The organism is Ruegeria sp. E8 (assembly GCF_056533985.1).
In genome coordinates, this window is sequence record NZ_JBQFOY010000002.1 from 141,160 (window position 1) to 154,582 (window position 13,423).

General features: G+C 56.1%; 14 protein-coding genes and 1 tRNA gene. 9 read left to right on the forward strand and 6 right to left on the reverse strand.

What is annotated here, in order from left to right; genetic code table 11:
• Positions 1-570 precede the first annotated feature (570 nt).
• On the forward strand, positions 571-858 hold the full coding sequence (locus tag ACR0LF_RS04270; RefSeq protein ID WP_480575451.1) for a hypothetical protein: 288 nt from the start codon (positions 571-573) through the stop codon (positions 856-858).
• A 63-nt stretch (positions 859-921) separates the two neighbouring features.
• Here ACR0LF_RS04270 and ACR0LF_RS04275 read toward each other — a convergent pair whose 3' ends face one another.
• From ACR0LF_RS04275 to ACR0LF_RS04285, 3 genes are all read right to left on the reverse strand, one after another.
• Positions 922-1,173 (reverse strand): hypothetical protein, encoded by a 252-nt coding sequence (locus tag ACR0LF_RS04275; RefSeq protein WP_480575454.1) that lies wholly within the window; start codon positions 1,171-1,173, stop codon positions 922-924.
• A 32-nt stretch (positions 1,174-1,205) separates the two neighbouring features.
• Positions 1,206-2,474, reverse strand: a complete 1,269-nt coding sequence (locus ACR0LF_RS04280; protein WP_480575457.1) for a tyrosine-type recombinase/integrase — start codon at positions 2,472-2,474, stop codon at positions 1,206-1,208.
• 59 nt (positions 2,475-2,533) lie between these two features.
• Positions 2,534-2,620 (reverse strand) — tRNA-Leu (locus tag ACR0LF_RS04285).
• Between the two features lie 141 nt (positions 2,621-2,761).
• Here ACR0LF_RS04285 and ACR0LF_RS04290 point away from each other — a divergent pair.
• Complete coding sequence (locus ACR0LF_RS04290) at positions 2,762-3,421, forward strand: DsbA family oxidoreductase (RefSeq protein WP_480575460.1); 660 nt, start codon at positions 2,762-2,764, stop codon at positions 3,419-3,421.
• A 39-nt stretch (positions 3,422-3,460) separates the two neighbouring features.
• Positions 3,461-4,117: a lipoyl(octanoyl) transferase LipB gene (lipB, locus tag ACR0LF_RS04295; RefSeq protein WP_480575463.1), complete on the forward strand. Its 657-nt coding sequence runs from the start codon at positions 3,461-3,463 to the stop codon at positions 4,115-4,117.
• A gap of 449 nt (positions 4,118-4,566) precedes the next feature.
• Here lipB and ACR0LF_RS04300 read toward each other — a convergent pair whose 3' ends face one another.
• On the reverse strand, positions 4,567-4,983 hold the full coding sequence (locus ACR0LF_RS04300; protein ID WP_480575466.1) for an HIT family protein: 417 nt from the start codon (positions 4,981-4,983) through the stop codon (positions 4,567-4,569).
• 306 nt (positions 4,984-5,289) lie between these two features.
• Between ACR0LF_RS04300 and ctaD the strand changes: the two genes are divergently transcribed.
• The 3 genes from ctaD to ACR0LF_RS04315 all read left to right on the forward strand — a co-directional run bounded on the left by ctaD (position 5,290) and on the right by ACR0LF_RS04315 (position 8,207).
• Entirely contained in the window at positions 5,290-6,948 is a 1,659-nt protein-coding gene (gene ctaD / locus ACR0LF_RS04305; protein ID WP_480575469.1) for a cytochrome c oxidase subunit I, read from the forward strand.
• A 123-nt stretch (positions 6,949-7,071) separates the two neighbouring features.
• Positions 7,072-7,671, forward strand: coding sequence for a DsbA family protein (locus ACR0LF_RS04310; RefSeq protein ID WP_480575472.1), 600 nt, complete (start codon positions 7,072-7,074; stop codon positions 7,669-7,671).
• 44 nt (positions 7,672-7,715) lie between these two features.
• The gene (locus ACR0LF_RS04315) at positions 7,716-8,207 is read left to right on the forward strand and encodes a DUF2244 domain-containing protein (protein WP_480575475.1); all 492 of its coding nucleotides are present in this window, start codon (positions 7,716-7,718) and stop codon (positions 8,205-8,207) included.
• A gap of 8 nt (positions 8,208-8,215) precedes the next feature.
• Here ACR0LF_RS04315 and ACR0LF_RS04320 read toward each other — a convergent pair whose 3' ends face one another.
• Entirely contained in the window at positions 8,216-8,701 is a 486-nt protein-coding gene (locus ACR0LF_RS04320; RefSeq protein WP_480575478.1) for a GatB/YqeY domain-containing protein, read from the reverse strand.
• 182 nt (positions 8,702-8,883) lie between these two features.
• Here ACR0LF_RS04320 and carA point away from each other — a divergent pair, with 182 nt between their 5' ends.
• Both carA and ACR0LF_RS04330 read left to right on the forward strand, forming a co-directional pair.
• Positions 8,884-10,050, forward strand: coding sequence for a glutamine-hydrolyzing carbamoyl-phosphate synthase small subunit (carA, locus tag ACR0LF_RS04325; protein ID WP_480575481.1), 1,167 nt, complete (start codon positions 8,884-8,886; stop codon positions 10,048-10,050).
• Positions 10,051-10,131: 81 nt separating this feature from the next.
• Positions 10,132-12,009, forward strand: a complete 1,878-nt coding sequence (locus ACR0LF_RS04330; RefSeq protein WP_480575484.1) for a glycosyltransferase — start codon at positions 10,132-10,134, stop codon at positions 12,007-12,009.
• Between the two features lie 3 nt (positions 12,010-12,012).
• On the opposite strand, the gene ACR0LF_RS04335 is transcribed toward ACR0LF_RS04330, so the two are convergent.
• Positions 12,013-12,660, reverse strand: coding sequence for a GntR family transcriptional regulator (locus tag ACR0LF_RS04335; RefSeq protein ID WP_480575487.1), 648 nt, complete (start codon positions 12,658-12,660; stop codon positions 12,013-12,015).
• Positions 12,661-12,759: 99 nt separating this feature from the next.
• On the opposite strand from ACR0LF_RS04335, the gene ACR0LF_RS04340 reads away from it, so the two are divergent.
• On the forward strand, positions 12,760-13,404 hold the full coding sequence (locus ACR0LF_RS04340) for a pyrimidine 5'-nucleotidase (protein WP_480575490.1): 645 nt from the start codon (positions 12,760-12,762) through the stop codon (positions 13,402-13,404).
• Positions 13,405-13,423 lie beyond the last annotated feature (19 nt).

Consider the following 13,423-nt stretch of genomic DNA (forward strand, 5'->3'; position numbering starts at 1 on the left):
GCGACCATCAAATTTGAAGTCGCTATCGCAAGCACAAGGAAAGGCACCGCCTCCCCCATGATTGGGGCGGCACCAGTAGAACTAGAGTTTGAGTTGCGGTCTCTGGCTGTGGCCATCAGGCTTCTGCGCGTTCCGTCGCAAGACACTATGAGGAAGCCCCCATGCGGCGATGGTTAAACACACGTCCCCCGTCAGGTTTACCCAGAGGTGATAGGTTATAGATCATCATTCACGCATTATCGGCTCAACGCGCAATGCGCTGACGCCTAGCTACCCCACCATGCAGCCTAGTAACTGCACGACACATATATCCCGTGTGTCTGGTCAAGGGTGATGACCTTAGTATGCAGGATCATCAAGTGACCCATTGTCAAAGAGCAAATAATTTCTATCCGATAACGGAGTGAATGTAAAGTGAAATTTTGTATACCATTGAAAATCATATACTTGAGGTATATTGTAATACTGTAATTCACTCCGCTATCGCAGGAAAGAGAGCGTATGCACAATGGAATCCAGCCCGGAATTGACTTTCTACAGAGGTTTTCACAGTTCGATCTAAAGATGCAAATGAGTACTGCACTAACCCTGCTTTACATCGCCCGACACCAGAATCGACCAGAGGGCGTGACCACAGCCGACATCCAGAGGTGGGTTGGCCTAAAAACTGCGGCTGCTAGTCGAAACAGCAACTACTGGGGCAAAGGTGCGGTAGATATGCCCCATGCTGGATACGGTTTGATAACGGTGACCATCAGTCCCAATGACGGGCGCAAGCGTGAACTGAGATTGACGCCAAAGGGCGAAGCCTTTGTCCGACAATTGGAAGAGGTACTCTCTGGCCCCAAAGAAGGTTAAGTCCCCCTACAACACAAAGGGGCCAGCAATCAGCCAGCCCCTTAACTTAGAAAGTACTACAATCTATGTCGCTATGGCGTCCAACTCTGCGTCCACAGGATGCCTGTCACCAGTCACTTCCTCATAAGCATGGAGCGCATCAATGAGGCGCTTCCTGATGCTCTCTCGGTCATATTGGTTGTTCAGGCCCCACCCTGTTTCGAGTTCAAGACCCGCGATCAAATCAGCGTTTTTTTGATCTACCAGCATCAAATAGCTCATCATGACTCGCTCGTGGATGGCTTGTGCCACCGACAGTAAACCTACACTTTTCATTTAAGCTTCCTCTTCTACTTACTCGTTTGGTTTCAGTTTGCCTCAAGTCGAACCGAGGGGGACACAAGACTTCCCCCAAGTTCCACATACAGTGCTTTGAAAGTCGCTAGGATCACGTCATCCAACTCTGCCCTCTTGGCATAGACGCTAATCCCAATGTCATCTTTGTTCGAATGTCCAACTGCGAGATTTCTTGCTTCTCGGGCAACACCAGCGTTGACCAGAGCGGATACAGCGGTACGACGAAACGAGTGCATGTCCCACTTAGAGTTATCGCCTTCGATACTCTTACGCGCTTTCTCCAAGGCTTTGCCGAGATAGTGACTTGGCTGCTTATCGTATCCCCCCAGGTTGATCCTTGGGAACAACCGTCCTTCGCTCTCAGGGCAAGATGGCTCAACTACACCCGCCCTCTTGATTGCCTCTCTCAACAAGGAACAATCATCACCACCAACGATCATGACTGTCCGCTTCCCCGCCTCAGTTTTGCTTTCGGGGATATCGATGCGAATGTAATCTCCCCGGTCGTCAATGTCGGTCAGGTAGCGCCCACAGATTTCATTCAGTCGGCATCCGGTGACCCAGAGTAAACGCACGGTGACGAACATCTCGAATTGGTATTTGAGGGCGGAATTGCCAGCGATGTAAGCGAGAAGGCGCTCTGCTTCCTCTCGGGATACTGGCCGTAGTTTCTTTTCTCTTGGGTCAGCTTTCTTTTTCTGTCCTGCGACACGCCTCAAGAGCGACGAAAAGGGATTGCGTACATCAGGATCGACCAACCCCCAGTGATCCAAGACACGCCAGTATGACGCGAGACAGCACTGATAGGACTGTAGGGACCGCGCAGAGAGAAGTTCTCCGGTCCGCTCAGACGGTGTGACTTTGAGGTAATCCATGAACGAAAGAGCCAACGCCCTGTTGATCTCTGTGACCCCGATATTCCCCGCGAACGCCTCAAAGCCCTCAAGGTGCTGCCGATACCGGGCCTTGGTGGATTCCTTGATACCATCCGCCTCCGCCAGCCAGCGATGCGCCGTATCTCTAACGGTCGTCCCCTCTTGCGGGATATGTCGCGCCACCTGTTTAACCATCGGCTCCGGTGTAGAACCCTCACCTATCGATGCGAGAATTTCCGGCAAGACCTCTTTTCGCCGGACCAAAGCCTCAGCTAAATCCTGCGTCCCGAGACCACGCACGATCTCTTTCTTACCGATTATTGCTTGATACTCGTGGGGAACTGCGACTCTGACAGCGTAACCTTTGCCTCGCTTGAAGAGGCCCTTTGGCACCCGTACATCCATCTCAAAAGGCTCCATTTACCGTTACATTCGGTGAAGAAACCTGTTGAAAATCAAGTACTTGGTGCGGTCGAGAAGACTCGAACTTCCACGGGTGTTACCCCACAGCGACCTCAACGCTGCGCGTCTACCAATTCCGCCACGACCGCACTGCCAATGACTTGGTAGAGCGGCGTATAGACGTTGGCGCGTGTGATGTGAAGAGGCAAAAACGCTCTGGTTTAAAATCCTTTTCCACAGCCTTATCTATGCCTGTGAAGAACACCGTTTCGATCTGACAGGAATCCAAGATGACCTCACCCGATACCCGCCCTATCGTTCAGATCGACATCGTTTCGGACGTTGTGTGCCCCTGGTGTATCGTCGGGTTCCGGCAGCTTGATGCCGCGCTACAACAACAGAATGTGCTGGCCCGACTTCGCTGGCATCCGTTCGAATTGAACCCGAACATGCCGCCCGAAGGTCAGAACCTGCGCGAACATATCGTGGAGAAGTACGGCTCAACTGCGGAACAAAGCCAGCAGGCGCGGGACAGGCTGACTTCGATTGGCGTTGAGTTGGGGTTTACCTTCAACTTCAACGACGAAAGCAGGATGGTGAACACGTTCTCGGCGCATCAGTTGCTGGATTGGGCCGAAGGGCAAGGCCGGCAGCATCCTCTGAAACTGGCGCTGTTCGATGCGTATTTCACGCAGCAGCAGGACGTGTCGGATATCGATGTTCTGACGGAGGCGGTTCAAACCGCCGGGCTGGACCCGGATGCAGCCAGACAAGCGCTTGAAAGCGGCCAGCATGTTGCGCCGGTACGGGAAAAGCAGCAATTCTGGATCAGCCGGGGTATCTCTGGCGTACCGTCCATGGTGTTTGGCGGGAAATACCTGTTGACCGGCGCACAGGGAACCGAAACCTATGCGCAGGTATTGCAACAGTGTCTGTCAGAGGCGGCCTGACCCCTTTTCCTGACCGCTTTGGACGGATATGAGGCCGATATGGAATGGAAAATCACTGATGGTCTGACCAGCTATGACGACGCCGTTGCCTTTATGGAGGCACGCGTCGCGGCAATCGCACGCGGCGAGGCCGAGGAATGCGTTTGGTTGCTGGAACATCCCCCGCTCTATACCGCGGGCACCTCAGCCAAGATCGAAGACCTGACCGACCCTGATCGCTTTCCGGTCTACGAAAGCAAGCGAGGCGGTGAATACACCTATCACGGACCCGGTCAGCGTGTTGCCTATGTCATGCTGGACCTGAACATACGTGGCCGCGACGTGCGCAGGTTTGTAAAGCAACTGGAAAACTGGGTGATTGCGGCGCTGGCGGAATTCAACGTACATGGCGAGATTCGCGACGGGCGCGTGGGGGTCTGGGTTCGACGCGACGATAAACCCCTGACCGTGACCGGCAAGCCAGCGGAAGACAAGATCGCCGCAATCGGCCTGCGCCTGCGCAAATGGGTCAGTTTTCATGGCATCTCGGTCAATGTTGAACCGGATCTGGAGCATTTCTCGGGCATTGTTCCCTGCGGCATCAGCGAATATGGCGTGACTTCGCTGGTCGACCTCGGGCTTCCCGTGGCTATGGCAGACCTTGATGCGGCATTGGGCAAGACCTTCGCAGAGGTTTTTGGCCCCATGGAGTCCTGATTCCAACACTCAAACACCCTTCAGCGAATCGCTGGGACAGGAAGGCCAAACAACAATCCACGCCACCACATGGCTCTGTTTCCGAAAGGCCGATCAATTAACCGTGAATCCAATGAATTTAGGCAATTCTTTAAGTATTTTTTAATTCAGATAGATACACAGGGGCCGTTAACGAGTAATATGAAACTGCCAATCAAGAGTGAGTGGTATGTTAACCGGTGATCCAGGGCTCGCCCTCGAAATCCGAGAAGTGTTTGGTTACGAGTCTGCCGTTCCGACCCCAAATCGGAACGGCAATTCTCTTTCCGCCACTTGAACGCTGGACGTCTGAACAAGCGCGATTGTCTACATTTGTCCGGGTGCTGAGTGCACGGCGATGCGCACCCCAGTCCACAAGACGCAGCACGGCAAGGTGACTGCGCGCTGCAAGCCGTTTATCGCGGATTTGACTACAAAGCGCCTTTGATCTTCTCAGCATGCTGCGCGATCAGATCGAAGTCACCCATGACGCCCGCTGGCCCCGTCGATACGCCCTCGTAACGTGGCAGGACGTGGAAATGCAGATGGAAGACTTCCTGGCCGCCAGCAGCTTCATTGAACTGCTGAATTGTCACTCCGTCCGCGTCAAAGGCCGACTTGACCGCTACGGCCATTTTCTGGACCGTTTTCATCACGGCAGCGAGTTGCTCGGGCGTGGCATCCAACACATTGCGGCACGGCGTTTTTGGTATCACCAGCAAATGACCGTCCGAACGCGGCATGATATCCATGAAGGCTAAAGTCTCGTTATCCTCGAACACACGGGTCGAAGGGATTTCATTGCGCAGGATTTTGGCAAAGATGTTCTCTGGATCGTAATCAGCCATTTCAAGTCTCCGGATTGCGGGCGTTGGCGTAGTTCTGTGATGCCTGCACATGACGGTCAAGGCGGAACTCTGCCGAATACCCCGATGCGCGGCATCGCCGGGGCTTGAAATACAATTCGCAATCGCCAGATATCCCCTGATCAGGACACCAAAATCGCGCGGCACATCTCTGCCCGCGACAATTAATCTTGATCCAGATCAAACTCGACCATTGAAGGTCGCCCCCTCGCAATCTAAAACCAGCAGGAATCCCGCGCGTTGGAGAGGTCCGACTGCGCGGTGCAGTTGCAACAGGAGGCACCTATAATGGCAGACGCAGCCATTCATGGTCACGACCATGAAGACCAGCGCAGCTTTTTCCAGCGCTGGTTCATGTCGACCAACCACAAGGACATCGGGATTCTGTACCTGATCGTTTCGGCCCTGGCCGGTCTGATCTCGGTCGCGATGACCGTCTACATGCGGCTTGAGCTGATGCACCCCGGTGTTCAGTACATGTGCCTGGAAGGCTTTATGGCCGACCCATGTACCCCCAACGGACACCTCTGGAACGTCATGATCACTTATCACGGTGTTCTAATGATGTTCTTTGTTGTCATCCCGGCCCTGTTCGGCGGATTTGGCAACTATTTCATGCCGTTGCAGATCGGCGCGCCGGATATGGCGTTCCCGCGGATGAACAACCTGTCCTTCTGGCTGTACGTCGCTGGTACCTCGCTGGGCGTCGCCTCGCTGCTGAGCCCCGGTGGTAACGACCAGCTCGGTTCGGGCGTTGGCTGGGTTCTGTACCCGCCGCTGTCGACGACCGAAGGCGGCATGTCCATGGACCTTGCGATCTTCGCCGTGCACGTATCGGGCGCCTCCTCGATCCTCGGCGCGATCAACATGATCACCACCTTCCTGAACATGCGTGCCCCGGGCATGACCCTGTTCAAGGTGCCGCTGTTCAGCTGGTCGATCTTCGTCACTTCGTGGCTGATTCTGCTGTCCCTGCCGGTTCTGGCGGGCGCAATCACCATGCTGCTGATGGACCGCAACTTTGGTTTCACCTTCTTTGATCCGGCCGGTGGCGGTGACCCGATCCTGTATCAGCACATCCTGTGGTTCTTCGGCCACCCGGAAGTGTACATCGTGATCCTGCCCGGCTTTGGCATCATCAGTCACGTGATCGCGACCTTCGCACGCAAGCCGATCTTCGGTTACCTGCCGATGGTTTGGGCGATCATCGCGATCGGTGTTCTGGGCTTCGTCGTTTGGGCACACCACATGTACACCGTTGGCATGTCGCTGCGTCAGCAGGCTTACTTCATGCTGGCCACCATGGTCATCGCGGTGCCGACAGGCGTTAAGGTCTTTTCGTGGATCGCGACCATGTGGGGCGGTTCGATCGAGTTCAAAACTCCGATGCTGTTCGCCTTCGGCTTCCTGTTCCTGTTCACCGTCGGCGGTGTGACCGGTGTGGTTCTGTCGCAGGCAGGTGTGGACCGTGCCTATCACGACACCTACTACGTGGTTGCGCATTTCCACTATGTGATGAGCTTGGGTGCCGTCTTCGCGATCTTCGCGGGTGTGTACTTCTACTTCAGCAAGATGACGGGTCGTCAGTACTCGGAATTCTGGGGCAAAGTTCACTTCTGGTTGTTCTTCATCGGCGCCAACCTGACCTTCTTCCCGCAGCACTTCCTGGGTCGTCAGGGCATGCCGCGCCGCTACATCGACTACCCCGAGGCATTCGCTCAGTGGAACTTCGTGTCGTCGATTGGTGCTTTCATCTCGTTCGCCTCGTTCCTGCTGTTCTTCGGCATCGTGTTCTACGCCCTGTTCCGTGGCGCGAAAGAGACACGCCCGAACCCGTGGAACGAATACGCGGACACGCTGGAATGGACCCTGCCCACACCGCCGCCCGAACACACGTTCGAGCAGTTGCCCAAGCAGGAAGACTGGGACAAAGGCCACGCGCACTGATCCCGACCTGATCTAATGAAACCCCGCCCAAAGTGGCGGGGTTTTTCGTTGCCCGATCTGCTGGTTCGCCAATTGCACCAAAATCCGCTATGATAGTCCGGCAGAACAGCCGGAGGGTCGGCCATGCCGGAAATCGACTTTTGGTATTCAGTCGGCAGCACCTATAGCTTCCTTACCGTGATGCGACTGGACGATTGGTGCACCGAACATGACGCCAGTGTGAATTGGCGGCCCTTCAATGTGCGGACCGTCATGGCAGCCCAACAGAATATCCCATTCGCCGGCAAACCAGAGAAATCCGCCTATATGTGGCGCGATATCGAACGCCGCTGTGCCAAGTACCACATCCATGCCAGTCTGCCGGCGCCCTATCCGATTTCTGATCTGGCCCTGGCCAATCAGATTGCTGTCCTTGGAATGAGGGATGGATGGGGCAAATCCTTCACACAGATATTGTACCGCATCTGGTTTGAGGAAGGCATCGAAGCCGGGCGCGAAAGCGCCTTGTCCGAGGCCTTGCTGAGGTGCCAGCAAGACCCACGACTGACACTGGCTCGTGCGCGCAGCCCGGACATCGTTGCCGCGCTTGAGGCAGAAACCGATACCGCAGTGAAACTGGGTGTTTTCGGCGCCCCCAGCTTTGTCGTGAGGCAAGAGGTATTCTGGGGTGACGATAGATTAGATGACGCCCTGTCCTGGGCGCGGGTCGGCCACGTCGTCTGAGCAAAACCCGTCGACACGCGGCGGCACTGCGCTATGTTTCAGACATGCCCTATACGTGGAATCAGACATCCGAAACCGATCAGGAATTGCGGCTCTGGCCGCATAACTCATTGCCGCCGCGCGGGGCGATGATCACCATCCTGTCGGTGTTTCTATTTGGCCTGATCCCACTGCTGGCAGTACTTGGGTCCGTCGTTCTGTGGGGGCTGTTGCCGTTCCTGCTGATCACGGTGCTTGGGCTATGGCTGGCGATTCAGACGAACTACCGCGCCCGCAGTGTGTTCGAGGTTTTTACCCTGTCAGATACACAAGCCCGACTGGTGCATCACACACCGGACAAAGAACAACAGGAATGGTCCTGCAATCGCCATTGGGCGCGCCCTGAAATGCACGAAAATGGTGGCCCCGTTCCGCACTACGTGACACTTATCGGCGACGGGCGTGAGGTCGAGATCGGGGCGTTTCTGTCAGAAGACGAGCGGATCACGCTCTATGACGACTTGGTCAGAAAACTGCGCGAACCGGTCGCGCAGTAGATTATGTCTCAGCAGTTGCCGTTTGACCCGGCGCAGAGGTGATCTTTGACCATCGGCCCGACCTTACCGAAATCCATTTGACCCGTATAGCGGGTCTTCAACTCGCCCATGACCTTGCCCATGTCGCGAATGGAGCCAGCTCCGGTTGAAGTAATCGCAGCCTGAATCGCTTTTGATACCTCGTCATCGTCCAGTTGCTTGGGCAGAAACTCTTCGATGACGGCAACTTCCTGCATCTCACGCTCGGCCAAATCCAGGCGACCGCCCTCTTCATAGGCGCGCGCGCTCTCTTTGCGCTGCTTGGTCATTTTACCAAGGATTTCAAGTACCTCTGCGTCACCGCAACCTTTGGCCTCTTCATTGTCCGAGGCGCGCGCAGCGATATCACGGTCCTTAATGGCCGCGTTGATCAAACGCAGCGTCGACAGGCGCTCGGCTGCTTTGTCTTTCATTGCTTGCTTCAGGGCGGCATTCACCCGTGATCGCATGTCCATTTGTTTTGTCCATCCCCATGACAACGGAACCCCGAACATATCTAAACAAAAAGCCTGACACAACCGGGAGTGAATACCGCTAACCTATTGAAAAGTAACAATAGCCAAAAAATTGAACAGGCTTGACCCAAAGGCGTAACCCCCTTAGGTATGCGCCGATTTACCTGCAGGAGAGTCGCGCCATGGCCCAGAACGCCCCGTCCAAGCCCACCGCATGTCTGGCTTTGGCCGACGGAACATTGTTTTACGGCATAGGTTTTGGTGCAACCGGTCAGACTGTTGCTGAACTGTGCTTTAACACTGCAATGACCGGATATCAGGAAATCATGACGGACCCGTCTTATGCCGGGCAGATCGTGACCTTCACATTCCCTCATATCGGCAATGTCGGCGTCAACCCTGAAGACGATGAAACCGGTGATCCGGTCGCCGCTGGCATGGTTGTCAAATGGGACCCGACCGAACCGTCCAACTGGCGCTCGGCTGAGGAGCTCAAGGGCTGGCTTGCCCGCCGTGGCCGCATCGCCATTGGAGGCGTCGACACCCGCCGCCTGACCCGCGCCATCCGGCAGCAAGGTGCGCCTCACGTCGCGCTGGCCCATGACCCTGACGGCAATTTCGACATCGAAGCGCTGATCGCGGCAGCCCGCGGGTTTGCCGGACTGGAAGGCATGGATCTGGCCAAGGATGTTACCTGCGCGCAGAGCTACCGCTGGGATGAGATGCGGTGGGCCTGGCCAGATGGGTACAAACGTCAGGAGGCCCCTGCCCACAAGGTTGTCGCTGTCGATTACGGTGCCAAACGCAACATCCTGCGCTGCCTTGCGTCGGCTGGGTGCGATGTGACCGTTCTGCCTGCAACAGCAACGGCTGCCGAGGTTCTGGCCCATCAGCCAGACGGCGTGTTCCTGTCGAACGGTCCCGGCGACCCGGCCGCAACCGGTGAATATGCCGTTCCGATGATCAAAGAGATTCTGGATACAACCGATCTGCCCATCTTCGGCATCTGCCTGGGCCACCAGATGCTGGCGCTGGCCTTGGGCGGCCAGACGGTCAAGATGAACCACGGCCACCATGGAGCCAACCATCCGGTCAAGGATCTGGACACCGGCAAGGTCGAGATCACGTCGATGAACCACGGCTTTGCTGTGGATGCACAATCGCTGCCCGAAGGCGTAGTGGAAACCCATCGGTCGCTGTTTGACGGCTCAAACTGCGGCATTCGCATGTCGGACAGGCCCGTGTATTCGGTGCAATACCACCCCGAAGCGTCACCCGGACCGCAGGACAGTTTCTACCTGTTCCAGCGTTTCGCCGATGCCATGGAAAAGAAAAAAGAACAGGCATAACGCCCGAACAATGCAGTGTTAACGTGGTGTTAACCTCGATTGAACAACCCTGAGCGCAGGTAACTGTGCCGGGGTTTTTTAATGGTTGAGTTTAATCTTCAGAGCTTTGCAACCACAGCCCCGATCCCGGCACCCGGGTTTCGGAAACCGCTGGGCACTTGTCTGATCGAAAGCGAAACAATCACCAGATCGCAGCTGAACCATGCGTTGAGCCTGCAATCCAAACAGAATGCGCCGCTGGGGGAAATTCTGGTCGGCGAGGGCTACGCCTCTCGTCAGGATGTGTTGAGCGCCCTGTCCGCGCAATCCGGCTGGCAGATCGCGGATCTTGAACAAATCCCTCCCACGCTGGGATTGTGTGACCTCAAGCCGGTGGAGTTCTGGCTTGAACACAAATTTATCCCCTGGATGCGCATCGGTCCGCTGCTTCTGGTTGCCACGGCCCGACCCGATCGTTTTGCAACCGTCACAGCCGAGTTGCAGGATTGCGATTATGCAATCCTTCCGGTCCTTGCGGAATCTAACCTGATTGATCAGATTATCGCACAGCTGTTCTCACGACCCCTGGCCAAGGCCGCAGAAACCCGCGTAGACCCCACGCAAAGCTGCCGTAACTGGACCGCAGGATCGCGCATCGTCCCGGTTGTCGTAACCCTTTGTGTAATATCTTTTTTCGCTCTTTTCCCCTCGATTGGCTTACTGGTATTGCTGGGTGCGGCGGTGGCAACCTTGATACTCTTTGCCGTTTTTCGGATGTCCGGCACCCTGGCCTACCTCCGCCACCTCACAAAAAAACCACCCGAACCAACTGAAGCTGCCATCGCACTTCGACAACCTTGCGTGTCCATCATGGTGCCGTTGTACAAAGAACGTGAGATCGCAAATGCGCTGGTACAAAGGCTCCAACGACTGACCTATCCGAAAGCTTTGCTGGACGTCATTCTGGTACTCGAAGAAGCGGACGACGTGACCCGTAACGCCCTTGCACACGTGACTCTGCCCAGTTGGATGCGCATTATCGAGGTTCCGGAGGTGAGCGGGCTGACCACCAAACCACGCGCCATGAATTATGCTCTGGAATTTTGTCGTGGCGACATTGTTGGCGTTTGGGATGCCGAAGACGCACCCCAGCCCGATCAGATCGAACGTGTCGTGGCGCATTTCACCCAAGCCACGCCCGAGGTTGTGTGTCTGCAAGGTGTTTTGGACTATTACAACCCGCGCACGAACTGGCGGTCACGCTGCTTTACCATCGAATACAACAGCTGGTTTCGTGTCATCCTGCCGGGTATCGCACGTCTGGGCCTGGTTGTTCCACTTGGGGGCACAACCTTCTTTTTCCGCCGCGACAAGCTGCTGGAACTGGGCGGCTGGGACGCTCACAACGTCACCGAGGATGCTGACCTGGGCGTGAGGCTTTGCCGGGCTGGCTACCGGACCGAGATGGTGGATACCACAACGTTCGAAGAGGCAAATTTCCGGGCCTGGCCTTGGGTAAAACAACGCTCACGCTGGCTCAAAGGCTTCATGGTTACGTATCTGGTGCATATGCGTCACCCGCGAAAACTGTATTGCGACCTTGGCGTTGCGCAATTTTTAGGTCTTCAGGCCTTCTTTTTGGGCACGCTGGGGCAATTCCTGCTGGCACCCGTTTTATGGATTTTCTGGCTATCAACATTGGGGTTGCCCAATCCGATGGAACAAACCCTGCCGCGTCAAATCACAACAGCATTGATTTGGCTCTTTCTGGCGACAGAGGCCCTGAGCATCTGCGTTGGTGCCATCGCAGTATCCGCGCGTGAACGTCGGTTTCTGCTGCCATGGGTCCCGACAATGTTTTTGTATTACCCTCTGGGCGTGATCGCCGCTTACAAAGCCCTGTGGGAACTGGCGACCAAACCTTTCTTCTGGGACAAAACCCAACACGGGCAGGCCAGCGAAGACGTGCCGCTGGCCTGACGCTCATTTATCGCGGCGGCTGGCATCCTGCTTCAGACGCGTCATGAACGCGATGGATATATGCTCCTTCAACGCCCGCCCCGCAGCTTCTTCGTCCCGGGCCGCGATGGCTTCGACGATTCCCTTATGCTCACTTTGCGCAATCTCTCCGCGTCCCTGCACGGCCAGCGACGTGGTTGCCATCAAGGCCATTGTGCGATGCACCAGATCAAGCTGCTGAACCAGATAGCGATTGTGCGACGCCAGATGGATCTGCTCGTGAAAACGTCTGTTGGCACGCGACAAGGCGGATGGGTCGTCGACCAAAGCGTCGTCCTCAAGAACCATGTCCTGCAGAACCTTGATCTCTTCTTCGGTGGCATGTTTGGCGGCCAGTCGCGCGGCAAGCCCCTCCAACTCGCGGCGCACGATGTAAAGCTCGGCCATCTGGTTGTGATCCAGAGATGCCACGATCAACGACCGCCCGTCCCTTTCCAGCAGAGATTGGGTTTCCAGCCGTTGCAACGCTTCGCGGATCGGGGTGCGAGACACGCCAAAACGTTCGGCCAGCTCGCTTTCCACCAGGCGATCTCCGGGCTTGTAGACGCCCACGTCAATGGCTTCGAGAATTAGGCTATAGGCGTCTTTGGTCGGGGTTCGGGTCTGGCTCATGGGGCGTTTGTCTCCTCGTTCGGACATGTCTATCCGTCTCAGGGGGCAGCGATCAAGTAGAGCATTGAAAACTGTCCGGTCGCGCCCTAAACCCAAATCATGGTCAAACCTTCGTTTAGTCATGTCACGCAGTGGGTGTTCGATCTGGATAACACCCTTTACCCGCCGCATATGGGTCTTTTCGATCAGATCGAAGTTCTGATGACCGATTATGTGGTGCAGGCCATCGGTGTAGACCGGGCCGAGGCCGACGGGCTGCGCGCGTATTACTGGCGCGAATACGGAACCACGCTGGCCGGATTGATGGCCGAACATGATCTGGACCCCGACCCATATTTGCACGCCGTTCATCAGGTGGACATGAGTCACATGGATCCGGACGCGGCCTTGGCCGACCACATTCGCGCCCTGCCCGGGCGACGTATTGTCTATACCAACGGCAGCGCGCCTTATGCCGAACGGGTTTTGCAGGCTCGAGGACTTTCAGGCCTGTTCGATGCGATCTATGGCGTTGAACATGCCGGGTATCGACCCAAGCCGGAAAAAGCCGCCTTCGAGACGATCTTTGCCCGCGACGGTATTCAGGCCGACAAAGCCGCGATGTTCGAAGATGACCCCCGCAATCTGGCTGCCCCGCATGAGATGGGAATGCGCACGGTTCATGTCGCCCCCGACCCGCATGAGGCCGATTTCATCCACCATCACACGGACGACCTGACCGCGTTTCTGGCACACCTGCGATAGGCTGTCGCACTGCGACGAT

Excerpts from the sequence above, each read along its gene's own strand:
- carA (WP_480575481.1), top strand. The coding sequence starts at position 8,884 with ATGGCCCAGAACGCCCCGTCCAAGCCCACCGCATGTCTGGCTTTGGCC.
- ACR0LF_RS04330 (WP_480575484.1), top strand. The coding sequence starts at position 10,132 with ATGGTTGAGTTTAATCTTCAGAGCTTTGCAACCACAGCCCCGATCCCG.
- ACR0LF_RS04320 (WP_480575478.1), bottom strand. The coding sequence starts at position 8,701 with ATGGACATGCGATCACGGGTGAATGCCGCCCTGAAGCAAGCAATGAAA.
- ACR0LF_RS04290 (WP_480575460.1), top strand. The coding sequence starts at position 2,762 with ATGACCTCACCCGATACCCGCCCTATCGTTCAGATCGACATCGTTTCG.
- ACR0LF_RS04300 (WP_480575466.1), bottom strand. The coding sequence starts at position 4,983 with ATGGCTGATTACGATCCAGAGAACATCTTTGCCAAAATCCTGCGCAAT.
- ACR0LF_RS04315 (WP_480575475.1), top strand. The coding sequence starts at position 7,716 with ATGCCCTATACGTGGAATCAGACATCCGAAACCGATCAGGAATTGCGG.
- ACR0LF_RS04310 (WP_480575472.1), top strand. The coding sequence starts at position 7,072 with ATGCCGGAAATCGACTTTTGGTATTCAGTCGGCAGCACCTATAGCTTC.
- ACR0LF_RS04270 (WP_480575451.1), top strand. The coding sequence starts at position 571 with ATGAGTACTGCACTAACCCTGCTTTACATCGCCCGACACCAGAATCGA.
- ACR0LF_RS04280 (WP_480575457.1), bottom strand. The coding sequence starts at position 2,474 with ATGGATGTACGGGTGCCAAAGGGCCTCTTCAAGCGAGGCAAAGGTTAC.
- ACR0LF_RS04340 (WP_480575490.1), top strand. The coding sequence starts at position 12,760 with ATGGTCAAACCTTCGTTTAGTCATGTCACGCAGTGGGTGTTCGATCTG.
- ctaD (WP_480575469.1), top strand. The coding sequence starts at position 5,290 with ATGGCAGACGCAGCCATTCATGGTCACGACCATGAAGACCAGCGCAGC.
- ACR0LF_RS04275 (WP_480575454.1), bottom strand. The coding sequence starts at position 1,173 with ATGAAAAGTGTAGGTTTACTGTCGGTGGCACAAGCCATCCACGAGCGA.
- ACR0LF_RS04335 (WP_480575487.1), bottom strand. The coding sequence starts at position 12,660 with ATGAGCCAGACCCGAACCCCGACCAAAGACGCCTATAGCCTAATTCTC.
- lipB (WP_480575463.1), top strand. The coding sequence starts at position 3,461 with ATGGAATGGAAAATCACTGATGGTCTGACCAGCTATGACGACGCCGTT.